A 24,483-nucleotide genomic window follows, 5' to 3' on the forward strand; every position below is an offset into this window, starting at 1 on the left:
GAATTTAGCCGTCGTATTCGGCGTCGTTTCCGACGAGAAGTTCCCGGATGTTTTTCGGCACCGGGTAGCCGTAACCGTCGCCGGGTTCGATCCATCTGAGCCGGCCGGAACGGTGATAATCGCTGGTGTAGAGGTCGGTTCCGGCCGCCTTCAACGCCAGCAACATCGCCTGCGTTGCATCGATGCCGTAGCCGAAGCCGCGGCGGGGGGCATCCGGCCAGCCGATCTCGTAGGCGCAGGACCAGTCGTGCTCGCCTTGGAGCGGAGTCTCTACGGTGATTGGAACAAGGATGTCGCCGGACGCCGACGCGTAAGTCAGTATCCTCCGCATCATGCCGTAGCCCTCGCGCTTCTAGAGGCTCGCTGCCGCCCGCGCCGCCTGATCGTACTGGCCTGACAGCGAGCGCATCGCGGCGGCGATTTCCGACAGCCGGGCCGGGTCGATCCCGGTCGCCAGAACCGATTTCACCAGGATCTGCTCGCGGATCTGGGCGTAGCGCTTGCAGGCTTCCTCGCCCGCGGGGGTGATGGCGACGGTCTTCTCCTTGCCCTTGCGCCCGCTCTTCAGGAGCTTCAGGCGCTCGAGCTTCTTCAGCGCATAGTTCACCAGATGCGTGTCCTCGATATTGAGGACCAGGCAGATGTCGGCGAGGCGCTTGGCCTTGCCGCGATGGTTGACGTTGTGCAGGACGAGCACGTCCATCGGCGTCAGCTCGGGAATGCCGGCAGCGGTCATGCCGCGTAGCATCCAGCGATGGAAAGCATTGACGGTCATCGTCAGGGCGAACTCGAACTCCGACAGCGCCGGCATCGCGCCGGAGGCGAGATGGCCGGAGGAGACGATCGGGCCGAGGTCGTCGGAGGGGTGCATGCTGTCTCTTGCCGGAAGGGGGCGGGAGGTGAGCGGCTTCCTTCTCCCCTCGGGGGAGAAGGTGTCTGCGCAGCAGACGGATGAGGGCGGTGCGGCCGGGTGAGAGTTGGGCAGGTTGTGGCCCGTCCTTCCCTCATCCGTCAGCGCTTCGCGCTGCCACATTCTCCCCCGTGCATGTCGGATGTTTCCGACATGCACCACCTAGAGTGCCAATCTCGGGCAAGCCCGAGATTGGTGGGAGAAGGGTTCACGCCGCCCTCGTCCTGGGCTGCCTCACATCTTCTTGTAGGCGTCCACGATCGCCTGGCCGTCGGCGCCGGCCTTCTTCAGCCAGTCGGCGGTCAGGGTCTCGCCTGCCTTCTTGAAGCCTGCGGCGAGCGCGGCCGACGGAGCCTGGACCTTCATGCCCTTGGCCTTGAGCTGGTCGAGATACCAGTTGGTCTTCTCTTCCCACATCTTCCAGCCGCGCGCTTCGGCCGTCGCGGCGGCCTTCAGGATCGCCTCCTGCGTCGGCTTGTCGAGCGCGTCGAAGGCGGCCTTGTTGACGAAAGTCGCGTCCTTCGGGATCCAGGCCTGGACGTCGTAGAAATGCGTCAGCGTCTCCCAGGCCTTCGAGTCGTAGCCGGTGCCGCCCGAGGACATGAAGGAGTTGACCACGCCGGTCGCCAGCGCCTGCGGCAGCTCCGCCGCCTGGATGGTCACCGCCTGCATGCCGAGCAACTCGCCGAGGCGGGCCGTGCCGACATTGTAGGCGCGCCACTTCAGGCCCTTCATGTCGTCGATCGTGTTGAGTTCCTTCTTGGTGTAGACGCCCTGCGGCGCCCACGGGACCATGAACAGCAGCTTCACACCCTGGCTCTCGAGCTTCTTCTCGACCGCCGCCTTCGAGGCCTTGTAGAGCTTCATCGAGTCGGCGAACGAGGTCGCCAGGAACGGCACGACGTCGATGCCGAAGACCGGGTCCTCGTTCTCGTGCAGCGAAATCAGCACCTCGCCCATCTGGGCCTGGCCGCTGGCGACCGCGCGCTTGATCTCCGGTGCCTTGAACAGGGCCGCGCCGGGATGGACGGTGATCTGCAGCTTGCCTGATGTCGCGGTCTCGACGTCCTTGGCGAAGAGGACGAGGTTTTCCGAATGCGGATTGTCGGACGGATAGGCGGCCGGCAGGTTCCATTTGGTCTGGGCGGAGGCCGGGGCGGCGAGCGCGAAGGCGCTGCAACCCAAAGCGAAGGCGGCGATGGCGGTTCTGCGGTTGAACATGCGTTGTCCCTCTCTCTTTTGCTTGGTCTTGAACTCAATCTGGGAAGGCGAGCTTTGGCAAATAGAGCACGATCTGCGGGAACGCCGTGATGATGAACACGGCGACGTTGAGCAGAATGAAGAACGGAAAGGCCGCTCTCGCAACTGTCCAGGTGTCCTTGCCGCTCATGTTCTGCAGCACGAACAGGTTGAAGCCGACCGGCGGCGTGATCTGCGCCATTTCGACCAGGACGACGAGGTAGACGCCAAACCAGACCGGGTCGAAGCCGGCCTCGCGGATCATCGGCAGCACGATCACCGCGGTCAGCACGATCATCGAGATGCCGTCGATCAGGCAGCCGAGCAGGATGTACATCGCGGTCAACGCCAGCACGAGCATGTGTGGCGAGAGGTCCATGCCCTTGACCCATTGCGCCAGCGCCGCCGGGATGCCGGTGAAGCCCATCGCCGCCGTGCAGAAGGCCGCGCCCGCCAGGATCAGCATGATCATGCAGGTGAGGCGCGTCGCGCTCATGATGCTTTCGAGCAGCGTCGGCCAGGTCAGGGTACCGCTCCACCAGGCGAGCAGCAGCGCGCCGGTGACGCCAAAGGCGGCGCATTCGGTCGCGGTGGCGAAGCCGAGGATGAGCGACAGGAAGACCCCCGCGATCAGCAGCAGGCAGGGCGCGAGCTTGGCTGATTGGCGCAGCTTCTCGGCCAGCGGCAAGACAGGGTCTCGCGGCGGCGTCTTGTCGGGGTTGAGCAGCGACCAGACGATGACGTAGCCCATGTAGAGCGCCATCACGAGCAGGCCGGGCAGGAAGCCGCCGAGGAAGACCTGCAGCACCGAGACGTTGGCGGTGACCGCATAGACCACCATCGGGATCGATGGCGGGATCAGGAGGCCGAGCGTACCGGAGCCAGCGAGCGTGCCGAGGCTCAGATCTTCGTGATAACCGCGCTTCTTCAGCTCGGGCAGGGCGATCTTGCCGATCGTCGCGACGGTCGCGGCCGACGAGCCGGAGACAGCCGCGAAGATACCGCAGCCGACGATATTGGTGTGGATCAGCCGACCGGGCAGCCATTGCAGCCAGGGCGACAGGCCCTGGAACATCTGCTCGGACAATCGCGTCCTGAACAGGATCTCGCCCATCCAGATGAAGAGCGGCAGGGCAGCGAGCGTCCAGGAGGCGGTCGCGCTCCAGACCGTCGTCGCCAGCACCTGGCCGATCGGGACATTGGTGACGAGGGTCATCGCCATCAGGCCGACCAGGCCGAGGCCGACGGCGATCCAGACGCCGCTCGCCAGGACGAAGACGAGGAAGAGCAGCAGGACGAGCGAGAGTTCGGGCAGGGACATCAGACGCCTCCACCCTGTGCGACGCGCTCGACCAGTTCCTCGACGGTCTTAGGTGGCTCGGGCTGGTAGGTCGGCCGTCCGCCGCGCGCCACTATGATCCATTCGTCGATCAGCGCGATCAGCAGGATGCCGAGGCCGATCACCATCGCAAGCTGCGGAATCCAGAGCGGCACCGAGACGACGCCGGTCGACATGTCGTTGAAGCGCCAGGAATCATGCGCGAGACGCCCGGTCTGCCAGGTGAAATAGCCGATGAAGGCGGCAGCGACCGTGAGCGACATCAGCTCGGCGACCTGCCGGCTCCTGCCGTGCAGCCGCTCGATCAGCAGGCCGACACGGATCATCTCGCCGCGCTTGAAAGTATGGGCGAGGCCAAAAAACGCCATCGCCACCAGCGCCCAGGAGGCGAAGTCGTCGCCGGAAGGAATGTTGAAATTGATCTCGCGGCCGATCGACATGAACATCATCAGCACGAAGATGGCGACGAGGCTGATGCCCGAGAGCCAGCCGGCGAACAAATAGAGGGCGTCGAGGGAGCGGCGGATCATGCGCGCGCCTCGCGACGATGCGTCGCCGCGCCGGGCCGCTCGGCCATGCGCAAAGCAACGGTTGCCAGGACCGGTCCTGTCATGAAAGCCTCCCCTAAGATCGGTCCGGCCCCTCAGCCATGTCCCGATCACTGACGTCGATCCTAATCGGCGAAATGAGCTTGTCAACGTTTCATCGACGATTTATCGATGAAACGTCAAAGAGCCGCTATGGCCAATAATCGGGGGATCAGATGACCGCGAGCCGTTGGGATTTCTGGATCGACCGTGGCGGCACCTTCACCGACGTGATCGGCCGTGATCCCGCAGGCAAATTATATGCCCGCAAGCTGCTCTCCGAGAATCCCGGCGCCTATCGTGACGCCGCCGTCCAGGGCATCCGCGATCATCTCGGCTTGAAACGGGGCGAGCTGATTCCGGCCGGCACGGTCGGCGAAGTCCGCATGGGCACGACGGTCGCGACCAATGCGCTGCTGGAGCGCAAGGGCGACCGCACTTTGCTCGTCACGACCAAGGGTTTCCGCGATGCGCTGCGCATCGGCTACCAGGCCCGGCCCGACATCTTCGCCAAGGAGATCATCAAGCCCGAGCAGCTCTATGACGCTGTGGTCGAGGTCGATGAACGCGTCCTCGCCGACGGCTCGGTCGAGAAGGTCGCCGACGAAGCCGCGATCCGTGCTGCCTTGCAGGCGCAATATGATGCCGGTTTCCGCGCCGTCGCGATCGCCTTCATGCACGGCTACCGCTATTCGGCGCATGAGCAGCTTGCCGCCAAGGTCGCTCGCGAGATCGGCTTCCCGCAGGTCTCGGTCAGCCATGAGGTCTCGCCGCTGATCAAGCTGGTCGGGCGCGGCGACACTGCCGTGGTCGATGCCTATCTCTCGCCGATCCTCGCCCGCTACGTCGCGCAGGTCTCCGAAGAGCTCGACATCGCCCGCACCGGCGCGCGGCTGATGTTCATGATGTCCTCGGGTGGTCTCACCGCCGCCGAGCTGTTCCAGGGCAAGGATGCGATCCTGTCGGGCCCGGCCGGCGGCGTCGTCGGCCTCGCCGAGACCGGCCGCTCGGCTGGCTTCGACAAGGTCATCGGCTTCGACATGGGCGGTACCTCGACCGACGTCGCCCATTTCGACGGCGAGTATGAGCGCGCCTTCGAGACCGAGGTCGCCGGCGTGCGCATGCGTGCCCCGATGATGCTGATCCACACCGTTGCTGCAGGTGGCGGCTCGATCCTGCATTTCGATGGCTCGCGTTTCCGCGTCGGCCCCGACTCGGCTGGCGCCAATCCGGGCCCGGCCGCCTATCGTCGCGGCGGCCCGCTCGCGGTGACCGATGCGAACGTCATGGTCGGCAAGCTGATCCCGTCTTATTTCCCGCCGATCTTCGGCCCCGGCCAGGACCAGCCGCTCGATGTCGCGACGGTGCGCGAGAAGTTCGCGACGCTCGCTAGCGAGGTCGGCGATGGCCGTTCCCCGGAGGAGGTCGCCGACGGCTTTGTCCAGATCGCTGTCGCCAACATGGCCGAGGCGATCAAGAAGATCTCGGTCCAGCGCGGTTACGATATCACCCGCTATGCGCTGAACTCCTTCGGCGGCGCCGGCGGCCAGCATGCCTGCCTCGTCGCCGATGCGCTCGGCATCAAGACCGTGCTGCTGCACCCGTTCTCCGGCCTGCTCTCGGCCTATGGCATGGGCCTCGCCGAGATCCGCGCCACCCGCACCGCGGCGCTCGACGTGCCGCTCGACGCCGATGCCAAGGCTGCGATTGGTATGCTGTCCGACAGACTCGGCGCTGAAGCGAAGGGCGAGGTCGCCGGGCAGGGCGTGCCGGAAGGCGACATCGCCATCCATGTCCGCGCCCATATCCGCTATGCCGGCACCGATACCGCGATCGCGACGCCCTTCGGCAGCCGCGCCGAGATGCAGGACGCCTTCCAGGCAGCGCACAAGGCGCGCTTCGGCTTCATGGACGAGACCAAGGCACTGGTTGTCGAGGCCGTCGAGGTCGAGGCTGTCGGCGGCGGCGCCCGGTTCGAGGAGGCCGCGGCAGCCGAGAGCGCCGGCGAGCCAGAGGTTGCCGAGCGCACCCGCTTCTTCTCGAAGGGGCAATGGCACGAGGCTGCGATCGTCCGGCGTGAGGCGATGGCGCGGGGGCAGGGGGTCGCTGGTCCGGCCATCGTGATCGAACCGAACCAGACCGTTGTGGTCGAGGACGGCTGGACCGCCAGGCTGACCGCCAAGGACCATCTCGTCCTCACCCGCAGCAAGGCGCTGGTCCAGAACGCCGCGATCGGCACCAAGGCCGATCCGGTCATGCTCGAGATCTTCAACAACCTGTTCATGTCGATCGCCGAGCAGATGGGCGTGACGCTGCAGAACACCGCCTATTCCGTGAACATCAAGGAGCGCCTGGACTTCTCCTGCGCCGTCTTCGACCAGACCGGCGCGCTGGTCGCGAACGCGCCGCACATGCCGGTGCATCTCGGCTCGATGGACCGTTCGGTCGAGACGGTGATCTCGAACAATCCGGTGATCCGTCCGGGCGACGTCTATTGCCTCAACGCTCCCTATAATGGCGGCACGCATCTGCCCGACATCACGGTCTGCACTCCGGTCTTCGATAACGAAGACAAGAACATTCTGTTCTGGGTGGCGAGCCGCGGCCACCACGCCGATGTCGGCGGCACAGCGCCGGGCTCGATGTCGCCGCTCGCGACCAATATCGAGGAAGAAGGCGTCTATATCGACAACTTCAAGATCGTCGATCAGGGCCGCTTCTGCGAGGAGGGGCTGGTCAAGCTCCTGACCGGCGCGCGCTGGCCGGTGCGCAACGTTGTCCAGAACGTCAACGATCTGAAGGCGCAGATCGCAGCCAACGAGAAGGGCGTGGCGGAGCTGCGCAAGATGATCCGCTCCTTCGGCCTCGATGTGGTCCAGGCCTATATGGGCCATGTCCAGGACAATGCCGCCGAGAGTGTCGCGCGCCTGCTGACCCGCCTGCACGACTCCGAGTTCACCTATCCGATGGACCAGGGCTGCGCGATCAAGGTGAAGATCACCATCGACCGCGAGAGGCGTGAGGCCACCGTCGACTTCACCGGTACCTCGCCGCAGCGTGAGGACAACTTCAACGCGCCGGCACCTGTGACACGCGCTGCCGTGCTCTACGTTTTCCGAGTCATGGTCGACGATGCGATCCCGATGAATGCCGGCTGCCTGCGCCCGATCAAGGTGATCGTGCCGGAGGGCTCGATGCTGGCGCCGCGTTATCCGGCCGCCGTCGTCGCAGGGAATGTCGAGGTCAGCCAGGCCGTGACCAACACGCTGTTCGGCGCGCTGGAGGCGATGTCGTCCTCACAGGGCACGATGAACAACCTGACCTTCGGCAACGACCAGTACCAGTATTACGAGACGATCTGCTCGGGCTCGCCGGCTGGGCCGGGCTTCAACGGCACCTCGGGCGTGCACGTCCACATGACCAATTCGCGCCTGACCGATCCGGAGATCTTGGAGACGCGTTTCCCGGTCGTGCTGGAGGATTTCCACATCCGCGCCGGTTCGGGCGGCAAGGGCGAATGGAACGCCGGCGACGGCACCAGCCGCACCATCCGCTTCCTCAAGACGATGGACTGCGCCATCCTCGCCTCGCACCGCAAGGTCCGCCCCTTCGGCATGAAGGGCGGCGAGCCCGGCGAGCTCGGCCGGACGCTGGTCCGGCGGCTTTCCGGAGAGATCGAGGAGCTGAAGCCATCAGACCAGACCCTGCTGCAGGCCGGCGAAGCGGTGACCGTGATCACGCCGACCGCCGGCGGCTATGGAAAGCGCAAGGGCTGAGGCTTAGGTCTGGTCTTTGAGCCCGGTCCGATCAGCTTGCATCGCAAGCTGATCGGTAAAACGGTCTCAATCTAAAAGTTAGAGACGGATTCACCGATCAGGTTGTTTCAACCTGATCGGATCCGGCTCTGGAGACGGAGACCGACCATGCCCCAGACCTGGATGATCACCGGTGCCAATCGCGGCATCGGCCTGGCTTTGACGATGGAATTGCTGCGGCGGGGCGACCATGTCGTCGCCGCAGCGCGCGATCCCTGGGGCGGGGCCTTGGCGGAGGTCGCCGGCGGGCAGGCCGGGACGCTGACTCCGCTCGAGCTCGACGTGACCTCCGACAAGAGCGTCGCCGCAGCCAAGCAGGCGCTCGATGGCCGGCCGATCGACGTGCTCGTCAACAATGCCGGCGTCTACGGCCCGCGTGACCGGCAATCGGCGCTCGACATGGACTTCAAGGCCTGGCGCGAGGTCTTCGAGGTCAATGTCTATGCCCCCTTACGGGTGGCACAAGCCTTCCTGCCCAATATCGAGGCGGGTTCCGGCCGCAAGATCGTGACGATATCGAGCCGCATGGGCTCGATCGGCAGCAATCCCTCCGGCGCCATCGCCTATCGCTCCTCGAAGGCTGCGGTGAACATGGCGATGGTCGGCTTCGGCAATGCGGTGCGCGGCAGCGAGGTCGCGGTGCTGCTCTTCCATCCCGGCTGGGTCCGTACCGACATGGGCGGCGGTGGCGCCGATATTCCGCCGACGGAAAGCGCCGCCGGGCTGATCGCCACGATCGACGCTTCCGGCATGGCTCAGACCAACAGCTTCCGCAATTGGAAGGGCGAAGAGATCCCTTGGTAGGGGATCAGCTGCCGCGGGTCGAGGCGAGCCAGAGCCCGCCGCCGATCAGGAAGCCGCCGCTGACCTTGGACATCAGTCGGACGCGCCGCTGCGAGAGGAAGCGGCCGGCGCGGCCGGAGAGGATCGCGTAGGCGCCGTCGCTGAGCGCGGCGAACAGCATCGTGGTCGCGCCCATGATCGCGATCTGGGTGGCGTGGTCACGGGCTGGATCGAGGAACTGCGGGAAGAAGGCCCCGAAGAAGACCAGCGTCTTCGGATTGCTCAGCGCGACCAGCAAGCCCTGCAGGAAGAAGCCGCCGCGCGGCGGGCGCGCCTCGATCATGCCCTCGGTGGCCGCCCCGGCACTGCGATACATCTTCCAGCCCAGCCAGATCAGATAGGCGGCGCCGGCGAGCTTGACCCAGTCGAACCAGTGGCCCATCGCCGCGATCACCGAGCTCAAGCCGATGCCGACGATCGCGATCATGATCGCGAGCCCGGCCTGCGTTCCTGCCATATTGAGAAGCCCGGCGCGGCTACCATGCCTCAGGCTGTTGGCGATGATCAGCGTCACCGTCGGGCCGGGCACGATGATGATCACCAGGCAGGCGACGAGATAGGCGGCGAAGAGTTCGAGTGACATGGAGGAAGCCTCCCGAGGCTTGGCGGCCGCCTTGAAGACGGCGCGTCATTCCTCTCCTGTTTGCGCCGGCCTGTCGAGAGAGGGGAGCGCGCGTGCAGAAGACGGATTTTCAGGTCGTCCCGCTGACGCCGGAGCATTGGCCGGCGCTGGAGGATCTCTTCGGCCCGCAGGGGCCCTGCTATGGCTGCTGGTGCAACCATTTCCGCATGCCGCTGAAACTGCGCAAGCCGCTGCTCGGCGAGGGTGCGCGGCAACGTTTCGAGGAGCGCGTGAACAAGGGGCCGCCGCCGGGCGTGCTCGCTTTCGCCGGCGAGGTTCCTGTAGGCTGGCTGCAGATCGGCCCGCGGGCGCATGTGCCCGAATGGAATAATCCGCGCCGGGCCTCGACGCCGCTGCCGGATGCACCCGCTGAGGACGAGCGCAACTGGGCGGCTTCCTGCTTCTTCGTTCGCAGGGGGGATCGCGGCAAGGGTGTCACGGCGGCGCTGCTCGCCGGCGGTCTGGATTTGGCCCGGGCCAGCGGCGCGTGTCTGGTCGAGGCTGCGCCGATGGACAATGCGGATAAGCGCAGCGCCGAGGGCCTCTATGTCGGGCCGCAGAGCGTGTTCCAGCGCGCCGGCTTCGTCGAGGTTGCCAGGCAGAAGCCGGGTCGACCGCTGATGCGCTTCGTCCTGTAGCGGGAGCGTCTTCGCAAGGGTGCCGAAAGGGTAGGTGTCAAGCCAAATATTTTATATTTTTAAGATACTTAGCTGGCTCCGTTAAGGATCTGTTTGTCTCGCATTTGCGAAAGCTCTGCCCGCTGACGAAGCGGTGAAGACGATGCGGCCGTTCGGGCTTACTGCCAAGATCACTGTCCTGTTTGCGATCTTCGGGATCGCGGCTGCGCTCGGTTTGGCGAGCGCGGTCAGCGGTCTCGATTCTGTCCATGGCATCGATCGCGAGGCCTTCGCCGGACAGCAGCTCGCCAACAAGGCGTCGTTGTTATCGAGCCGCGTCGCGCAGGCTTCGCTCCTCAGCCGCTTCGACGATGCGACGGAGCCGGGGGCGGTCGCGACCGCGCTCGACCAGCTCGATGAAGCGGTCGAGCTGGTCGATGCCGCCCGCGCCAACCTGATGTCGTCGCTGCCTGCCGCCCAACGGCAGGGCAACGCCGCGCTCGATCCTCGCATCAAGACGTTCATCGCCTTTCAACGCGACATCGTCGACATCGGCCGGCGCATCTCACCGAAGGCGGCACTGATCGAAGCCTCAGCTGCCGAGGCGCGCGAGAACGTCCGCCAGATCATCGTGGCGACGGCGCGGCTGCGCGACGACCTTGATCGTCAGGCCGGCCTCGCAGCCAGCCGTGCCGGCGCTCTGGCGCAAGAGGTCAGGCTGCGCGTGATCCTGATCGCCGCCGGTCTGCCGCTGGCCGGCGGCCTGATCGCGATCCTGCTGCTGCGGACCTATCTGACGCGGCCCCTGCGCGTGCTGATGGAGACCATAGCGAAGGTCTCCTCCTCGGATGGGGCTGTCGAAGTGCCCTATGGCAAGCGGCGCGACGAGATCGGCCAGCTCGCCCGGACGGTGCGCACGCTGAGCGAGGTCCGCGCCACGCTCGTCACCCGCGATGCCGAGGCCGATCTGGCCCAGCAGCACCGGCAGCACCGGACGGAGGAGTTGCACAGGATCGCCCAGGAGTTCGAGGCGCGCATCGGCCGTCTCCTCGCCGATATCGGCCGGTTGAGCGAGGGATTGCGCGCCGCGCTCGCTTCATCCGCCCTCCGCGCGGGCCAGATCTCGCACAGCGGCAACGCAGCGGCCCAGGCCGTCGCCGGAGCCGGCGACGAAGCCGAGCGCATCGCCGACGCCGCGGTGCGGCTGGAGGAGGTCGTCGAGCAGATTAATCGCGAGGTCCGGCGGGTGTCCGAGACCGCGAGCCTCGCGACCCGCGATGCAGCGGGGACGGTCGGCCTTGTTGGCCGGCTGACGGAGAACGCCGGCAAGATCCGCGACGTCGTCCAGCTGATCGAGGCGATCGCACGCCAGACCAACCTGCTCGCTCTCAACGCCACCATCGAGGCGGCCCGCGCCGGTGCGCATGGCCGCGGCTTCGCCATTGTCGCCAGCGAGGTCAAGGCTCTGGCGACGCAGACCGCAGGTGCTACGGCGCAGATATCGGCCCGGATCGCGGCCGTGGACGTCGCTCTGTCGCAAGCCGCGCAGGCGATCACGGGCATCGCCAGCCGGGCCGGCGCGGTCGAGCAGGCGAGCACCGAGATCTCGACCATGGTCGCCTCGCATACCGGCCTGCTGCAGGGGCTTGGCGAGACCATCGCACGCATCTCGGTGGTCACCGGACAGGCGGCGGCCGCGGTGACGACGATCGCCGGCGCCGGTGTCCAGACCACGGTCCATGCCGAGCAGGGCGCGAGCGGCGCCCGCCAGCTCGATGAGCGCATCTCGGCCCTGCAGGCGGAGGCCGACGAATTCGCCCGGCGGCTGCGCGCCGCCTGAACCGGCTTGCCTTGGCCGCCCGACTCGCGGCCTTGTGCGCCATGCCCAACAGCATCCGCATCACCCCATGAGCTGGTCGCCGCAGCAGGACGCGGCGCTCGCCGCCGTGGCCGATTGGCTGAAGGTCGGCTCGCCGCAGCTCTTCCGCCTGTTCGGCTATGCCGGCACCGGCAAGACCACGCTCGCTCGCCATATCGCCGAGGGCGTTGACGGCACCGTCGTCTTCGCCGCCTTCACCGGCAAGGCGGCGCTGGTCCTGCGCAACAAGGGCTGCGAGGGCGCGCAGACCATCCATTCGCTGATCTACCGCTCGCGCGGCGTCGACGAGGAGAGCCCGACCTTCGTGCTCAACCGCGAGAGCACCGCCGCCAAGGCCAAGCTGATCATCATCGACGAATGCTCTATGGTCGACGAGGAGCTCGGGCGCGACCTGCTCTCCTTCGGCACGCCGGTGCTGGTGCTGGGCGATCCCGCCCAGCTGCCGCCAGTCAAGGGCGGCGGCTTCTTCACCGAGGCCGAGCCCGATATCATGCTGACCGAGGTCCATCGCCAGGCGGCCGACAACCCGATCGTGCGCATGTCGATGATCGTGCGCGAAGGGGGCCGGCTCGAGGTCGGCGAATATGGCGCCAGCCGGATCATCCGGCGCGCCGAGATCACGCCGGAGCTAGTGCTCTCGGCCGACCAGGTGCTGGTTGGCCTCAACAAGACGCGCCGGCTCTATAATGCCCGCATGCGCCAGCTGATGGGCCATACCGCCAATGTGCCGGCGGTCGGCGAAAAGCTGGTCTGCCTGCGCAACGACAAGAGCAAGGGCCTGCTCAACGGCGGCGCTTGGATCGTGCAGGAGCTGAAGACCTCCAAGAAGGGCCTTATCACGATGCGAGTGACGCCGGAGGACGATACCGGCGGCAAGCCGGTCAAGGTCTCCGTCATGCCGAATTTCTTCGACGGCACCGAGGACGAGGTGCCCTGGGAACTGCGCCGCCACACCGACGAGTTCACCTTCGGCTACGCGCTGACCGTGCATAAGGCGCAGGGCTCGCAATGGGACAACATCGTCATGTTCGACGAGGCCTTCGCCTTCCGCGAGCACCGGGCGCGCTGGCTCTATACCGGCCTGACCCGCGCGGCCGAGACGATCACGGTGGTGATGTAAGTTCTGCCAGCAGGCGGGCGCGTTCGAGGTCCTTGGGGCGCCCGAAGCCCTCGATGATGCGCCGGAGCTCGCCCCGCTCGGGGACGTAGACGGTTGCCATGCCGATCATGACCGTCTGACGCGTCATCGGCTGGACCGGATGCCAGGCATTGCCGACGCGGTGCTCGAAGCCGGCCATCAGGTCGACGGGCATCGGCGGCGCCGGCCATTTGGCCAGGACATCCGAGCGGAACAGCGGGTTCGGCGGTGCCGGATAGGGCCCGATCCCCAGCTGCGGCAGGATGCGGCCGATATCCTCGACACTGAGCAGGACATCGACATCGGCGACGATGATGGGCTTGGCGCCATGCAGAGCTGCGGCGGCGCTGGCGATGATCCACCAGGGATCGCGCGCCGTCTTCATGATCGCAGCGACGGAACCGAGGGTCTCGATCAGGGGCGCCGGAAGGCTCATGAGCGGCCTATAGCAGGCTTCGGGGCGTTGCGACGAGCCCGCGCCAGACCGCCACGGTAGATTGGAATTGCGTGAAACGCTGCTGGCGGAGAAGAATTTTCTTGGTATGCGATGATCCTGTGCTGGCCCGGCAATGCATCGGAACCTGAGATGATCGCAGCTTCGACCTTTGACTTGCACATCGACCGCCGCGGCAGCAACTGCGCCAAATGGGACAAGATGGAGGCGATCTACGGCGTGCCCGCTTCCGAGGGCATCGCCATGTGGGTCGCCGACATGGATTTCCGCCCGCCGGCCTGCGTCCAGGCTGCGATCGAGGCGATGGCCGGCCATGGCATCTATGGCTATTTCGGCCACGAGAAGACGAACAGCGACGCGATCCGTTGGTGGATGCAGGAGCGCCATGGCTGGACGGTCGAGCCGGAGGCGATCTTCACCACCCATGGGCTGGTCAACGGAACGGCGCTCTGCGTCGACGCCTATACCAGGCCGGGCGACGGCGTCGTGCTGATGACGCCGGTCTATCACGCCTTCGCCCGCGTCATTAAGTCGGCTGGCCGCGAGGTCGTCGAATGCCGGCTTGCGCAGGAGGCCGGCCGCTATGTCCTCGACATCCCTGCCTGGGATGCGCAGATGACCGGCAAGGAGAAGATGCTGGTCCTGTGCTCGCCGCATAATCCCGGCGGGCGGGTCTGGAGCCGTGATGAACTCCGCCAGATCGCCGATTTCTGCGTCCGCCACGACCTGATCCTGGTCTCGGACGAGATCCACCATGACCTGGTCATGCCCGGCTACAAGCACACGGTCATGCCGCTTGCCGCACCGGAGATCATCGATCGTCTGGTGATGATGACGGCGACGACCAAGACCTTCAACATCGCCGGCGCTCATGTCGGCAACGTCATCATCCCCGACGAGAAACTGCGCGCCCCGTTCGGCGCCCGGATGAACGCGCTCGGCATATCCCCGAACTCATTCGGCATGGAGATGTCGACGGCGGCCTACAGCAAGGAGGGCGCCGCCTGGGTCGATGCGCTCGCCGCCTATCTCGATGGCAACCGCCGGATCTTCGACGCGGCCATCAACGCCATTCCCGGCCTGCGCTCGATGCCGTTGGAGGCGACCTACCTTGCTTGGGTCGATTTTTCCGGCACCGGCATGGAGCCGAAGGACTTCATCGCCCGCGTCGAGAAGCAGGCGAAGATCGCGGTCAACCACGGCAACAGCTTCGGCGCCGGCGGCGACAATTTCCTGCGCTTCAATCTCGCCACCCAGCGCGCCGTCGTGGTCGAGGCGGCAGAGCGCCTGAAGCAGGCCTTTGCCGACCTTCAGTGAGCGCGATATCGCTCAGAAATGCGCGAGATAGCCGCCGTCGACCGGTAGGGTCACGCCGGTGACATAGGCCGCTTCGGGCGAGCACAGGAAGGCGATGGCGCCGACCAGCTCGTTGGGAACGCCCCAGCGCCCGATCGAGGTCCGCTGCGCCAGCATGCCGGCGATGCCGGGATCGGCGACGAGGCCGGAATTGGCCTCGGTCGCGAAGAAGCCGGGCGCGACGGCATTGACCGTGATGCCCCGGTGGCCGAGTTCGGCCGCAAGCGCACGGGTCAGCGCCTCCAGCCCGCCCTTGGTCGCGATGTAGCCGGGATCGCCAGCCCGCGCGATCGAGCCGGCGATCGAGGTGATGTTGACGATGCGCCCGCCATCCGGGATGTGCGGGGCGAGCCGCCGCACCAGGTCGAACGGCGCGACGAGATTGACTTCCAGCAGCGCGCGGAAGGCGGCACGGTCGAGCGCATCCAGCGGCCTGCGGTCGCGCAGGCCGGCATTATTGACGAGGATGTCGATGCGGGGATGACGCGCGAGCAGCGCATCGAGCGCCTGCGCGGTCGCCTCCTCGTCGGCGAGGTCGGCGGCGAAGGTCGAGACCGCGAGGCCTTCGGCGGCCAGCTCTCCAGCAGCGCTGTCGAGCGCGGCCTGGCTGCGGCCGTGGATCACCACATGGGCGCCGCGCGCGGCGAGCCCTTTGGCGATCGCAAGGCCAAGGCCTTTGCCGGCGCCGGTGACCAGAGCCGTTCGTCCGTTCAGATCAGTCATCGCCTATCGCCGTCAGCCTTGCAGGTTCGCCGAGCTTGTCGGTCGGCGGCGTCCTATCGCGTCAGCACTGGCCCGGTCCATCACAGCCGCTGCGAGGTCGTGCCCTTGGCGATGATCGGGCCGGTCGGGCGCCCGGTCGGGGAGCCGCTTGCCGGCTCCAGCGTGATCTCGAAGAGCTGGCCATTGCCCAGAGGCAGGTTGTCGAGCCGCAGCGGCGTCGAGCGGGCGCGGTCGATCAGGCCGACCGAGCGCGGGCCGACGGCGCGGTCCCACAACGTCCAGATCTCGAGTGCCTTGCCGGCCGGCACATCGATGCTCTGCAAAGGCAGCATCTCGACGCGCCCGTCGGCAAATGTATGCACGACTGCGGCGGCGGCATTGCCCTCGGTCAGCAGCACCGCGACCATCAGCGGCTGACGTTTGGCGCGATCGAGTGCGCCGAACAGGCCGACGGCCAGCACCACCGTCGCGAGCGCACCAGCGAAAGCGGCGCCGCGCCAGACGAACAGGCTGTTCCACCATTCGGCGAAGCGGCTGGGCCCCGCCATCGTTGCGCGCGACGTCGCGGCCGGGAAGGAGGCTGCCGGCTTGAGCAGCTCCGCCAGTCCGGCCTCTATCCGGGGCCAGAGATCAACGGATGGTGCGAGCGGCGTGACAGTCGCATCGAGCGCGAAGAAGTGCAGGCGCCAGCGCTCGACCGAGGCGGCGAAATCGCGATCCGTATCCAGTCGGCGCTCAGCCGCCGCGAACTCGGCTCCATCGAGCAGACCGAGCACGTATTCGCCCGCAAGCGCGTCGCGTTCAGGCGGGCTGAGATGGTCGTCGCGGGAGGGGCTCATCCGAGGCACTCCTTAAGCGAGAGCAGCGAGCGGCGGATCCACGACTTGACGGTGCCGAGCGGCAGCTTGAGGCGGCCGGCGATCTCGCCATGGGTGAGGCCCTGCACGAAGGCGAGCAGCACGAGGCCGCGACGCTGCGGCGAGAGCGTTTCCAGGCAGGCTCGCAGCGCACTGGCATCCGACAGCTTCGCCATCACGGTCTCGGGATCGTCCTCCTCGCTCGCCGTTTCCTCGGCGATCGGGGTGTCGCTCGTCTCGGTGCGCTTCTCGTCGCGCAGGATCGAGAGCGAACGGTTGCGCAGGATCGCGTAGATCCATGTCAGGCCGGCGCCACGCTCGGGGTCGAAGCGGCCGGCATGCCTGAAGATCAATACGAAGGCGTCCTGCACCGCTTCCTCCGCCAGGGCGCGGCGCTTCAGCAAACGATGCGCCACACCGAGCATACGCGGCGACTCGGCCTCGTAGATGCGGCGGAGTGCAGTTTTATCGCCGGCGGCGCAGGCGAGCAGCGCGGCTTCGATCTCGCCGGCCTGTCGCGGCTGCGTAGCGTCAGTCGCCATCCGTCTCCCCGGTCTCCGGCCGTCCTCTCTCGGGTGCGGCGAGCCCATTGATACGCGATAGCTGCGGCTTTGGATGCCATCTCAGCTTTTATTTTTTCGTTCGCATCTGGTCCGCGATCCGGCCGCTATCCGCCATGGGTGCCGCGTCAAAGCAAGCGCAGGCCGACCCTTTTTTTGAGATCGCGACACGAACCGGAGGACATCACATGACCAAGGCTCGCAACCTGCTTCTCGCTTCGACCATTCTCGGAGCAGCTTTTGCTGCGACTGCAGCCCAGGCCGGCACGCTCGCTGTGCTGACCGGCGACGACACGCTGACCATGGTCGATACCGCGACCCAGAAGGCCGGCAAGTCGATGAAGGTCAGCGGCATCAACGGCAAGATCGCCGGCATCGATGTCCGCCCGGCCGACGGCATGCTCTATGCGCTCGCCACCGACGGCACGATTTACACGGTCGACAAGGCTGGCAAGGCGACGATGAAGTCGAAGATGGACACGGTGCTTCCTGCCAGCACCATGGCGACGGTCGACTTCAACCCGGCCGCCGATCGTCTGCGCGTCATCGGCACCGACGGCACCAACCTTCGCGTCAATGTCGACGACGGCAAGACCACCGTCGACGGCAAGCTGAAATTCGCCGAGACCGACATGCACAAGGGCGAGACGCCGATGGTCGTCGCCGGCGCCTACAGCAATTCGGTCAAGGGCACCAAGGAAACGGCGCTCTACGACATCGACGGCAAGATCGGCGGGCTCCTGAAGCAGGCGCCGCCGAATGACGGCGTGCTCGGTGCGATCGGCAAGCTCGGCGTTACCCCGAAGGCGATCGCCTTCGACATCGAGACGGCCGCCGACGGCACCAACACCGGCTGGCTCGTCGCCGATGGCGGCCTCTACAAGGTCGATCTCGCCACGGGCAAGGCTGCAATGGTCGGCAAGATCGCGGGGATCAGCGCGGCGGTGCGCGATATCGCTGCGATGCCTGCGATGTGACCTGAACGCATCCTCCGATCTAAAGGAGGCCGCCGTTCCCTAGGGAGCGGCGGCCTTTTTCCGTTGCGGAGACGGCCGGGCTTTCGCCATAGTTGCAGTGATATCTGTGGTCAGCGACGCAGATGGCGGAGGCGAGGGCATGGCGGATTGGTCAGACCCACGCTTGAGGATGCTGGCCTTGCAACGCTTCGGCCTCGGTTCGAAGCCGGGGCAGGGCGGAATGTCGGGAGACGTCCGCGAGCGCCTGCTCGCGGAGATTCGCAGCGAAGGCGCGCCGCAGCCGCGCGTCAGCTTTTCCGGCGCAGCGCCGATCGGCCGGGCGCTCTACGCCTTCGAGGACAAGGAGCGCGCTGCGCGCGAGGCAAAGCGCGTCGCCGCCCAGCAGGGCGGACAGCAAGCCATGGGACAGGGCGTGCAGGTCGCGGCCGCGTCGCCCATGCCCGGCCAACTGCAAGGCCCTATGGCGAAGCCGCCGCCGCCGGAGCCGCCTTTTCCGGCGAAGGTCTATCGCGAGGAAGCGGTCGCGCGCATCCAGGGTGCACTCGATGCCGAAGCGGGTTTCGCCGAGCGGCTGGTGCAGTTCTGGTCGAACCATTTCTGCGTCTCGGTCGCCAAGGGCAATTTCGTCCGCGCCATGGCTGGCGCCTTCGAGCGCGAGGCGATCCGCCCCAACATCTTCGGCCGCTTCGAAGATCTGCTGGTCGCGGTCGAGAGCCATCCGGCGATGCTCAATTTCCTCGACAACCAGCTCTCGATCGGCCCGGATTCGCGCGCCGGCAAGCGCCGCGGCCGTGGTCTCAACGAGAACCTCGCTCGCGAGATCATGGAGCTGCATACGCTCGGCGTCTCCGGCGGCTACACGCAAGCAGATGTAACCAGCCTGGCACGGATCATCACCGGCTGGACCATCGTCGGGCGCGATGCCCGCCTCGGCTTTCCCGGTTCCTTCGCCTTCAATCCCGGCTTGCACGATCCCGGTGGCCAGAAATTGCTCGGCAAGGTCTATCGGCAGGAGGGCAAGGAGAAGGGCATGGCGGCGCTCGCCGATCTCGCCCGCCATCCGAGCACGGCCAGTTTCATCGCCCGCAAGCTCGCCCGTCATTTCGTCGCCGATGATCCACCGCAGGCGCTGGTCGCCGAGCTCGCCCGTGTCTTCCGCGACACGAGTGGCGACCTCGCCGCTTTATCACGAACGCTGGTGACGTCGGAGATTGCTGCGACCGCGCCCGCGACCAAGCTGCGGACTCCGCAGGAATTCCTCATCGCCGCGTTCCGGGCGCTCGGCCGCAAGCCGGATTTCGGCCAGATCGCCGGGCCGCTCGGCGCGATGGGGCAGCCGCTCTGGCAGCCCTCCGGCCCGGACGGCTATCCCGATACGAATGCCGCCTGGGCGACGCCCGAGGGAATCAAGACCCGCATCGACGTCGCCGCACAGCTCGGCCGGCAGGCGGCGGGCTCCGTCGCCGATCCGCGCAAGCTGGTCGAGGAGGTGCTCGGGCCGCTTGCCTCTCCGCAGACACAGCAGGCGGTGGCGCGGGCTGAGAGCAAGCCGCAGGCGCTCGCGCTGCTGCTGATGTCGCCCGAATTCCAGCGGAGGTGAGCATGGCCGCCGACGACGATGATTGCGAACGGATGACGCCTTCGCGCCGGGCCGTGCTCGGAGCGGCGAGTGCGCTCTTCGCCTGGTCCTATATGCCGAAATTCGCCCATGCGGCGGCCGGCTCGCGCGATTCCCGCTTCCTGCTGGTCGTGCTCCGCGGCGCGCTCGACGGGCTCTCGGCCGTGCCGCCGCTCGGCGATCCCGGTTATGCCGATCTGCGTGACGGCATCGCGCTGGCCAAGGACGGGCCGGAGGCGGCGCTGCCGCTCGACGGCTTCTTCTACCTGCACCCGGCGATGCCCAACCTGGCGCGGCTTTACGCCGGCGGGCAGGCATCGATCGTCCATGCCAGCGCCACCGGCTACCGCGAGCGCTCGCATTTCGATGGGCAGGACGTGCTCGAAAGCGGGCAGGGCGGTCCGGGCAAGACCGATAGTGGCTGGCTCAACCGTTTGATCGCCAGTCTGCCGCCGGGCGAAGCGGTTTCGCGCCATGGTGCGCTCGGCGTCGGCGTGGTCCCGCCTCTGGTGGTGCGGGGCGCGGCGCCGGTGCTGGGTTGGGCGCCACCACGCATGGCGCGGGCCGGCTCGGATCTCGTCCAGCGCCTCGGCGATCTCTATGGCGAGCGCGATCCGGCCCTGGCGCTGGTGCTGAAGCGGGCGATCGAGACCGAGCTGATCGCATCGAAGCAGGGTGCCGAGCAGCCGCGCGGCGGCGGCGGCCCGGACAGCGCCGAGGGCATGAAGCGCATCGCTGAGGGCGCGGCGAGGCTGGTCGGCGCCGAGGATGGCCCGCGCATCGCCGCGCTCGCATTCGAGGGCTGGGACACGCATGCCAACGAGGGCGGGGCCAAGGGCCGGCTCGCGACGCTGCTCGGTGGCCTGGACGGCGCGCTCGCCACCTTCGAGAGCGGGCTGAAACCCGTCTGGAAGGATACGGTGGTGATGGTCGTCACCGAGTTTGGCCGCACTGCCCGCGTCAACGGCACGGTCGGCACCGATCACGGCACCGGCACGGTCGCTTTCCTGGTCGGCGGTGCGGTCAAGGGCAAGCGAATGATCGTCGATTGGCCGGGTCTCAAGCCGGAGCAATTGCACGAGCAGCGCGATCTCAAGCCGACCACCGATGTTCGTGCAGTTGCGAAGGGCGTGGTCGCCGACCTGTTCGGGCTGTCAGGGCCGGTGCTCGCCGAGAAGGTATTCCCCGGGACCAGTGGCTTGGCGCCGATGCAGGGGCTGATCGTCTAGCCTCCTTCTCCCACCGATCTCGGGCTTGCCCGAGATCGGCACTTTAGGTGGTGCATGTCGGAAACATCCGACATGCACTGGGGAGAAGGTCCCGGCAGGGGATGAGGGCGGCCCGACCGGGTGAGACAAAAAAGGGCCGCTTGCGCGGCCCTTTCCTCATCCGTCTTGGCTTCGCCGAGCGACCTTCTTCCCCAAGGGGAGAAAAGGGTTCAAGCCCAGGCGCGCTTCGCCAGCTTCTCCTCGAAGGCGTCGATCTTGCTCGACTTCTCCATGGTGAGGCCGATGTCGTCGAGGCCGTTGAGCAGGCAGTGCTTGCGGAACGGGTCGATCTCGAAGCGGACTTCGCCACCATCGGGGCCCTTGATCGTCTGGCCGACGAGGTCGACCGTCAGGGTTGCATTCGAGCCGCGATCGGCGTCGTCGAACAGCTTTTCCAGGTCTTCTTGGCTGACCACGATCGGCAGGATGCCGTTCTTGAAGCAGTTATTGTAGAAGATGTCGGCGAAGCTGGTGGAGATCACGCAGCGGATGCCGAAATCGAGCAAGGCCCAGGGCGCATGCTCGCGCGATGAGCCGCAACCGAAATTGTCGCCGGCGACCAGGATCTCCGACTTGCGATAGGCGCTCTGGTTGAGGACGAAGTCGGGGTTCTCCGAGCCGTCTTCCTTGTAGCGCATCTCCGAGAACAGCGCGGTGCCCAGCCCGGTGCGCTTGATCGTCTTCAGGTACTGCTTGGGGATGATCATGTCGGTGTCGACATTGATCACCTTCAGCGGGGCGGGGGTCGAGGTCAGGGTGGTGAAGGGCTGCATGGCGGGTACTCCGGCAGGTCTTGTCTGGTCAGGTTGGGGCGACAGCTAAGTCAGAGCTGCGCCGTCAGGAGCTTGAAGCTGGCGAAGGTGAAGAAGGCGGCGAGGCAGGCTTCCGCCCGGCGGCGGATTCTGCGGTAGCCCGCCACCATCGAGGCGGTCGAGAACAGGTAGGCATAGGTCTGGTTGATCGCGAGCGAGATCGTCAGGCAGCCGAGGATGATGGCGTAGAGCACCACCGCCGGCGTCTCGGGCCTGAGCCCGAGCGCGATGATCGCCGTCCAGCTCAGGATCGCCTTCGGGTTGGTGAGGTGCATCAGGTAGCCGCGCAGATAGAGGCGGCGGCCCGAACCACTGGCTTTCGGTGGCGGCATCTCCGCCTGCATGGCCGAGCGGGCCGAGCGCCAGGCCAGGAACAGCAGATAGAGCCCGCCGACGATCTTGATGGCGTAGAGCGCACCGGGATGGGCGACGATCAGCGCGGTGACGCCGACTGCGGCAAGGATGCCCCAGGTCAGCGATCCCGTGGTGACGCCGAGCGCCAGCGTCATCCCGGCTTTCCGACCATGCTCCATCGAGGTCGCCATCACCTGGAGATTGCTCGGTCCAGGGCTGGCGACGGCGATGAAGAAGGCCGAGAAGACCAGGGTCAGGTCAGGCAGGTGGCGGATCAGTTCGTCCAGCATGTCTTTTATCCCGCCGCCTTTTCGATCGCGTCCATGTCGTCGTCATCGAAGCCGAAATGGTGGCCGATCTCGTGGACGAGCACATGGGTGACGATGGCGCCCAGCGTTTCGTCATGCTCGGCCCAGTAATCGAGGATCGGCCGGCGGTAGAGGTGGATGGTGTTGGGCATCTGTCCGGTCCGTGGCGCATAGCCCTGTTGCGGCAGGCCTACGCCCGAGAACAGGCCGAGCAGATCGAAGGGGCTCTCGGCCTCGAGCTCCTTCAGCACGTCGTCCTCGGGGAACTCGGTGACGTTGATGACGAGGTCGGCGCAGAGCTTGCGGAAATCCTCGGGCAGACGGTCATAGGCCGCCTGCGCCAGGATCTCGAACTCGGCGCCAGAGGGCGCACGCACGCCGTCCCAGTCGAGGCTCTGCGAGGCCTCGCCCGAAGCGGCTGCCTTGATCGACGGAACTGAGCCCATCACCAGATCTTCAGTTGATGCCCGAGCCACCAGGACAGGCCGATGAAGGCGATCAGCGAGAGCCCGCGGCCGATTCTGCGGCCCCAGAGCTCTATTCTGTCGCCTTCCGGCGCGTCCTTGCCGGAGAAGTGGTCGGCCGCGCGCCCCATGGAGGAGCCGAGGAAGCTCTCATCGTCGCGCCTGACGCGATCGAGCGCTTCCTTGGCCTCCTTGGCGCGAGCGGCTTCGCGGGGATCGGTGCTCATGACGTCCTCCCGCGAAACGACCCGCTTCAGCCCAGCGTCCGCACGTCGACGAAGTGGCCGATCAGGGACGCCGCCGCCGCCATGGCCGGCGAGACCAGGTGAGTGCGGCCGCGATAGCCCTGACGGCCCTCGAAATTGCGGTTCGAGGTCGAGGCGGCGCGCTGACCCGGCTTGAGCTGGTCGGGATTCATGCCGAGGCACATCGAGCAGCCCGGCTCGCGCCATTCGAAGCCGGCGGCGATAAAGATCTTGTCGAGCCCCTCGGCCTCCGCCTGCTGCTTCACCAGGCCGGAGCCCGGCACGATCATGGCGTAGTCCAGGCTCTCATGGATCTTCTTGCCCTCGACGATCTTGGCGACCGTGCGCAGATCCTCGATACGGCCATTGGTGCAGGAGCCGATCCAGATCACGTCGAGCGGGATCTCCGTCATCTTGGTGCCGGCGGTCAGGCCCATATAGTCGAGCGCCCGCTTCTTCGAGGCGCGCTTGACCTCGTCCTCGATCTGCTCGGGATCGGGCACGGCGCCGGTCACCGAGATCACGTCCTCGGGGCTGGTGCCCCAGGAGACGATCGGCGGCAGGTTGGCGGCATCGAGCCGGACGATGCGGTCGAAATGCGCGCCTTCGTCGGTCCGCAGCGTTTCCCAGTAGCGCACGGCCTCGTCCCAGGCGGCGCCCTGGGGCGCCTTCGGGCGGCCCTTGAGATAGGCGTAGGCCTTCTCGTCCGGCGCGACCATGCCGGCACGGGCGCCGCCCTCGATCGACATGTTGCAGACGGTCATGCGGCCTTCCATCGAGAGGCCGCGAATGGCTTCGCCGGCATACTCGATCACCGAGCCGGTGCCGCCGGCGGTGCCGATCTCGCCGATGATGGCGAGCGTGATGTCCTTGGCGCCGACGCCCGGAGCGGGCTTGCCGTCGACCTGGACCAGCATGTTCTTGGCCTTCTTCTGGATCAGCGTCTGGGTGGCGAGCACATGCTCGACCTCCGAGGTGCCGATGCCATGGGCCAGCGCGCCGAAAGCGCCATGCGTCGAGGTGTGGCTGTCGCCGCAGACGATGGTCGTGCCGGGCAGGGTGAAGCCCTGCTCGGGGCCGACGATGTGGACGATGCCCTGGCGGATATCGAGCTCGTTGAAATACTCGACGCCGAATTCTTTCGCGTTCTTGGCCAGCGCCTCGACCTGGATCCGGCTCTCTTCCTCGGCGATGCCCTTGCTGCGGTCGGTTGTCGGGATGTTGTGGTCGACGACGGCGAGCGTCTTGCCGGGGGCATGGACCTTGCGGCCGGTCATGCGCAGGCCCTCGAAGGCCTGCGGGCTGGTGACCTCATGCACGAGATGCCGGTCGATATAGAGCAGGCAGGTGCCGTCGTCCTGGCGGTCGACGACATGGTCCTCGAAGATCTTGTCGTAGAGGGTGGTGGGGGCCTTGGTCGCAGTCATGGCTTCATCGCCTTCGGTATGGAAATCGGGTAGCGGCCCTGAGGGGCCAACACGCATCGCAAAAGCCTGTC

24 protein-coding genes are annotated in these 24,483 nt (G+C 66.6%); 9 read left to right on the forward strand and 15 right to left on the reverse strand.

Annotation, left to right across the window (positions count from 1 at the left end):
* Nucleotides 1-4: 4 nt before the first annotated feature.
* The 5 genes from GV161_RS18090 to GV161_RS18110 form a co-directional block, all read right to left on the reverse strand.
* A complete protein-coding gene (locus GV161_RS18090) occupies nucleotides 5-331 on the reverse strand; it encodes a hypothetical protein (RefSeq protein ID WP_152016996.1) in 327 nt (108 codons plus the stop codon).
* 21 nt (nucleotides 332-352) lie between these two features.
* Nucleotides 353-871, reverse strand: a complete 519-nt coding sequence (locus tag GV161_RS18095; protein ID WP_152016997.1) for a winged helix DNA-binding protein — start codon at nucleotides 869-871, stop codon at nucleotides 353-355.
* A 273-nt stretch (nucleotides 872-1,144) separates the two neighbouring features.
* Nucleotides 1,145-2,131, reverse strand: coding sequence for a TRAP transporter substrate-binding protein (locus GV161_RS18100; RefSeq protein ID WP_152016998.1), 987 nt, complete (start codon nucleotides 2,129-2,131; stop codon nucleotides 1,145-1,147).
* 34 nt (nucleotides 2,132-2,165) lie between these two features.
* On the reverse strand, nucleotides 2,166-3,470 hold the full coding sequence (locus tag GV161_RS18105) for a TRAP transporter large permease subunit (RefSeq protein WP_152016999.1): 1,305 nt from the start codon (nucleotides 3,468-3,470) through the stop codon (nucleotides 2,166-2,168).
* Complete coding sequence (locus GV161_RS18110; RefSeq protein ID WP_152017000.1) at nucleotides 3,470-4,018, reverse strand: TRAP transporter small permease; 549 nt, start codon at nucleotides 4,016-4,018, stop codon at nucleotides 3,470-3,472. The genes GV161_RS18105 and GV161_RS18110 overlap by 1 nt, the downstream gene beginning before the upstream one ends.
* A 233-nt stretch (nucleotides 4,019-4,251) precedes the next feature.
* Between GV161_RS18110 and GV161_RS18115 the strand changes: the two genes are divergently transcribed.
* Complete coding sequence (locus GV161_RS18115; protein WP_152017001.1) at nucleotides 4,252-7,851, forward strand: hydantoinase B/oxoprolinase family protein; 3,600 nt, start codon at nucleotides 4,252-4,254, stop codon at nucleotides 7,849-7,851.
* Between the two features lie 147 nt (nucleotides 7,852-7,998).
* Entirely contained in the window at nucleotides 7,999-8,694 is a 696-nt protein-coding gene (locus tag GV161_RS18120; protein ID WP_152017002.1) for an SDR family oxidoreductase, read from the forward strand.
* 4 nt (nucleotides 8,695-8,698) lie between these two features.
* On the opposite strand, the gene GV161_RS18125 is transcribed toward GV161_RS18120, so the two are convergent.
* On the reverse strand, nucleotides 8,699-9,316 hold the full coding sequence (locus GV161_RS18125) for a LysE family translocator (protein ID WP_152017003.1): 618 nt from the start codon (nucleotides 9,314-9,316) through the stop codon (nucleotides 8,699-8,701).
* Between the two features lie 92 nt (nucleotides 9,317-9,408).
* On the opposite strand from GV161_RS18125, the gene GV161_RS18130 reads away from it, so the two are divergent.
* The 3 genes from GV161_RS18130 (at nucleotide 9,409) to GV161_RS18140 (ending at nucleotide 12,971) form a co-directional block, all read left to right on the forward strand.
* Nucleotides 9,409-9,993, forward strand: a complete 585-nt coding sequence (locus tag GV161_RS18130) for a GNAT family N-acetyltransferase (RefSeq protein ID WP_152017004.1) — start codon at nucleotides 9,409-9,411, stop codon at nucleotides 9,991-9,993.
* Nucleotides 9,994-10,135: 142 nt separating this feature from the next.
* Nucleotides 10,136-11,812: a methyl-accepting chemotaxis protein gene (locus tag GV161_RS18135; RefSeq protein ID WP_244624302.1), complete on the forward strand. Its 1,677-nt coding sequence runs from the start codon at nucleotides 10,136-10,138 to the stop codon at nucleotides 11,810-11,812.
* A 67-nt stretch (nucleotides 11,813-11,879) separates the two neighbouring features.
* Nucleotides 11,880-12,971, forward strand: coding sequence for an AAA family ATPase (locus GV161_RS18140; protein WP_152017006.1), 1,092 nt, complete (start codon nucleotides 11,880-11,882; stop codon nucleotides 12,969-12,971).
* Here the strand turns inward: GV161_RS18140 and GV161_RS18145 are convergent.
* Nucleotides 12,955-13,425: a hypothetical protein gene (locus GV161_RS18145; protein WP_152017007.1), complete on the reverse strand. Its 471-nt coding sequence runs from the start codon at nucleotides 13,423-13,425 to the stop codon at nucleotides 12,955-12,957. The genes GV161_RS18140 and GV161_RS18145 overlap by 17 nt on opposite strands.
* A 150-nt stretch (nucleotides 13,426-13,575) precedes the next feature.
* Between GV161_RS18145 and GV161_RS18150 the strand changes: the two genes are divergently transcribed.
* Complete coding sequence (locus GV161_RS18150; protein WP_152017008.1) at nucleotides 13,576-14,760, forward strand: MalY/PatB family protein; 1,185 nt, start codon at nucleotides 13,576-13,578, stop codon at nucleotides 14,758-14,760.
* A 12-nt stretch (nucleotides 14,761-14,772) separates the two neighbouring features.
* Here the strand turns inward: GV161_RS18150 and GV161_RS18155 are convergent, their stop codons facing one another.
* The 3 genes from GV161_RS18155 to GV161_RS18165 all read right to left on the reverse strand — a co-directional run bounded on the left by GV161_RS18155 (nucleotide 14,773) and on the right by GV161_RS18165 (nucleotide 16,921).
* A complete protein-coding gene (locus GV161_RS18155; RefSeq protein ID WP_152017009.1) occupies nucleotides 14,773-15,522 on the reverse strand; it encodes an SDR family oxidoreductase in 750 nt (249 codons plus the stop codon).
* Nucleotides 15,523-15,602: 80 nt separating this feature from the next.
* Nucleotides 15,603-16,361: an anti-sigma factor gene (locus tag GV161_RS18160; protein WP_152017010.1), complete on the reverse strand. Its 759-nt coding sequence runs from the start codon at nucleotides 16,359-16,361 to the stop codon at nucleotides 15,603-15,605.
* Nucleotides 16,358-16,921 (reverse strand): sigma-70 family RNA polymerase sigma factor, encoded by a 564-nt coding sequence (locus tag GV161_RS18165; RefSeq protein WP_152017011.1) that lies wholly within the window; start codon nucleotides 16,919-16,921, stop codon nucleotides 16,358-16,360. The genes GV161_RS18160 and GV161_RS18165 overlap by 4 nt, the downstream gene beginning before the upstream one ends.
* Before the next feature lie 206 nt (nucleotides 16,922-17,127).
* Here GV161_RS18165 and GV161_RS18170 point away from each other — a divergent pair, with 206 nt between their 5' ends.
* The 3 genes from GV161_RS18170 (at nucleotide 17,128) to GV161_RS18180 (ending at nucleotide 20,763) form a co-directional block, all read left to right on the forward strand.
* On the forward strand, nucleotides 17,128-17,916 hold the full coding sequence (locus GV161_RS18170; RefSeq protein WP_152017012.1) for a DUF4394 domain-containing protein: 789 nt from the start codon (nucleotides 17,128-17,130) through the stop codon (nucleotides 17,914-17,916).
* A 169-nt stretch (nucleotides 17,917-18,085) separates the two neighbouring features.
* A complete protein-coding gene (locus tag GV161_RS18175) occupies nucleotides 18,086-19,516 on the forward strand; it encodes a DUF1800 family protein (protein WP_348521257.1) in 1,431 nt (476 codons plus the stop codon).
* A gap of 2 nt (nucleotides 19,517-19,518) precedes the next feature.
* A complete protein-coding gene (locus GV161_RS18180; protein WP_244624263.1) occupies nucleotides 19,519-20,763 on the forward strand; it encodes a DUF1501 domain-containing protein in 1,245 nt (414 codons plus the stop codon).
* Nucleotides 20,764-20,972: 209 nt separating this feature from the next.
* Here GV161_RS18180 and leuD read toward each other — a convergent pair whose 3' ends face one another.
* Genes leuD through leuC form a run of 5 tightly spaced genes read right to left on the reverse strand, consistent with a single transcriptional unit; the run spans nucleotide 20,973 to nucleotide 24,412 of the window.
* Nucleotides 20,973-21,575: a 3-isopropylmalate dehydratase small subunit gene (gene leuD, locus GV161_RS18185; RefSeq protein ID WP_152017014.1), complete on the reverse strand. Its 603-nt coding sequence runs from the start codon at nucleotides 21,573-21,575 to the stop codon at nucleotides 20,973-20,975.
* Nucleotides 21,576-21,625: 50 nt separating this feature from the next.
* Entirely contained in the window at nucleotides 21,626-22,258 is a 633-nt protein-coding gene (locus GV161_RS18190; RefSeq protein WP_152017015.1) for a LysE family translocator, read from the reverse strand.
* Nucleotides 22,259-22,263: 5 nt separating this feature from the next.
* The gene (locus GV161_RS18195) at nucleotides 22,264-22,722 is read right to left on the reverse strand and encodes a metallopeptidase family protein (protein ID WP_152017016.1); all 459 of its coding nucleotides are present in this window, start codon (nucleotides 22,720-22,722) and stop codon (nucleotides 22,264-22,266) included.
* Entirely contained in the window at nucleotides 22,722-22,967 is a 246-nt protein-coding gene (locus tag GV161_RS18200) for a hypothetical protein (protein ID WP_152017017.1), read from the reverse strand. The genes GV161_RS18195 and GV161_RS18200 overlap by 1 nt, the downstream gene beginning before the upstream one ends.
* A gap of 26 nt (nucleotides 22,968-22,993) precedes the next feature.
* On the reverse strand, nucleotides 22,994-24,412 hold the full coding sequence (gene leuC, locus GV161_RS18205; protein ID WP_152017018.1) for a 3-isopropylmalate dehydratase large subunit: 1,419 nt from the start codon (nucleotides 24,410-24,412) through the stop codon (nucleotides 22,994-22,996).
* Between the last annotated feature and the right edge of the window lie 71 nt (nucleotides 24,413-24,483).

It is taken from the genome of Bosea sp. 29B (genome assembly GCF_902506165.1).
Lineage (GTDB): Bacteria > Pseudomonadota > Alphaproteobacteria > Rhizobiales > Beijerinckiaceae > Allobosea.

Bases quoted from the DNA above. Each gene is read 5' to 3' on its own strand.
- GV161_RS18150 (WP_152017008.1), top strand. From the start codon at position 13,576: ATGATCGCAGCTTCGACCTTTGACTTGCACATCGACCGCCGCGGCAGC.
- GV161_RS18115 (WP_152017001.1), top strand. From the start codon at position 4,252: ATGACCGCGAGCCGTTGGGATTTCTGGATCGACCGTGGCGGCACCTTC.
- GV161_RS18175 (WP_348521257.1), top strand. From the start codon at position 18,086: ATGCTGGCCTTGCAACGCTTCGGCCTCGGTTCGAAGCCGGGGCAGGGC.
- GV161_RS18140 (WP_152017006.1), top strand. From the start codon at position 11,880: ATGAGCTGGTCGCCGCAGCAGGACGCGGCGCTCGCCGCCGTGGCCGAT.
- GV161_RS18095 (WP_152016997.1), bottom strand. From the start codon at position 871: ATGCACCCCTCCGACGACCTCGGCCCGATCGTCTCCTCCGGCCATCTC.
- GV161_RS18200 (WP_152017017.1), bottom strand. From the start codon at position 22,967: ATGAGCACCGATCCCCGCGAAGCCGCTCGCGCCAAGGAGGCCAAGGAA.
- GV161_RS18155 (WP_152017009.1), bottom strand. From the start codon at position 15,522: ATGACTGATCTGAACGGACGAACGGCTCTGGTCACCGGCGCCGGCAAA.
- GV161_RS18195 (WP_152017016.1), bottom strand. From the start codon at position 22,722: ATGGGCTCAGTTCCGTCGATCAAGGCAGCCGCTTCGGGCGAGGCCTCG.
- GV161_RS18135 (WP_244624302.1), top strand. From the start codon at position 10,136: ATGCGGCCGTTCGGGCTTACTGCCAAGATCACTGTCCTGTTTGCGATC.
- GV161_RS18120 (WP_152017002.1), top strand. From the start codon at position 7,999: ATGCCCCAGACCTGGATGATCACCGGTGCCAATCGCGGCATCGGCCTG.
- GV161_RS18105 (WP_152016999.1), bottom strand. From the start codon at position 3,470: ATGTCCCTGCCCGAACTCTCGCTCGTCCTGCTGCTCTTCCTCGTCTTC.
- GV161_RS18170 (WP_152017012.1), top strand. From the start codon at position 17,128: ATGACCAAGGCTCGCAACCTGCTTCTCGCTTCGACCATTCTCGGAGCA.
- GV161_RS18165 (WP_152017011.1), bottom strand. From the start codon at position 16,921: ATGGCGACTGACGCTACGCAGCCGCGACAGGCCGGCGAGATCGAAGCC.
- leuC (WP_152017018.1), bottom strand. From the start codon at position 24,412: ATGACTGCGACCAAGGCCCCCACCACCCTCTACGACAAGATCTTCGAG.
- GV161_RS18180 (WP_244624263.1), top strand. From the start codon at position 19,519: ATGGCCGCCGACGACGATGATTGCGAACGGATGACGCCTTCGCGCCGG.
- GV161_RS18100 (WP_152016998.1), bottom strand. From the start codon at position 2,131: ATGTTCAACCGCAGAACCGCCATCGCCGCCTTCGCTTTGGGTTGCAGC.
- GV161_RS18125 (WP_152017003.1), bottom strand. From the start codon at position 9,316: ATGTCACTCGAACTCTTCGCCGCCTATCTCGTCGCCTGCCTGGTGATC.
- GV161_RS18190 (WP_152017015.1), bottom strand. From the start codon at position 22,258: ATGCTGGACGAACTGATCCGCCACCTGCCTGACCTGACCCTGGTCTTC.
- GV161_RS18160 (WP_152017010.1), bottom strand. From the start codon at position 16,361: ATGAGCCCCTCCCGCGACGACCATCTCAGCCCGCCTGAACGCGACGCG.
- leuD (WP_152017014.1), bottom strand. From the start codon at position 21,575: ATGCAGCCCTTCACCACCCTGACCTCGACCCCCGCCCCGCTGAAGGTG.
- GV161_RS18090 (WP_152016996.1), bottom strand. From the start codon at position 331: ATGCGGAGGATACTGACTTACGCGTCGGCGTCCGGCGACATCCTTGTT.
- GV161_RS18110 (WP_152017000.1), bottom strand. From the start codon at position 4,018: ATGATCCGCCGCTCCCTCGACGCCCTCTATTTGTTCGCCGGCTGGCTC.
- GV161_RS18145 (WP_152017007.1), bottom strand. From the start codon at position 13,425: ATGAGCCTTCCGGCGCCCCTGATCGAGACCCTCGGTTCCGTCGCTGCG.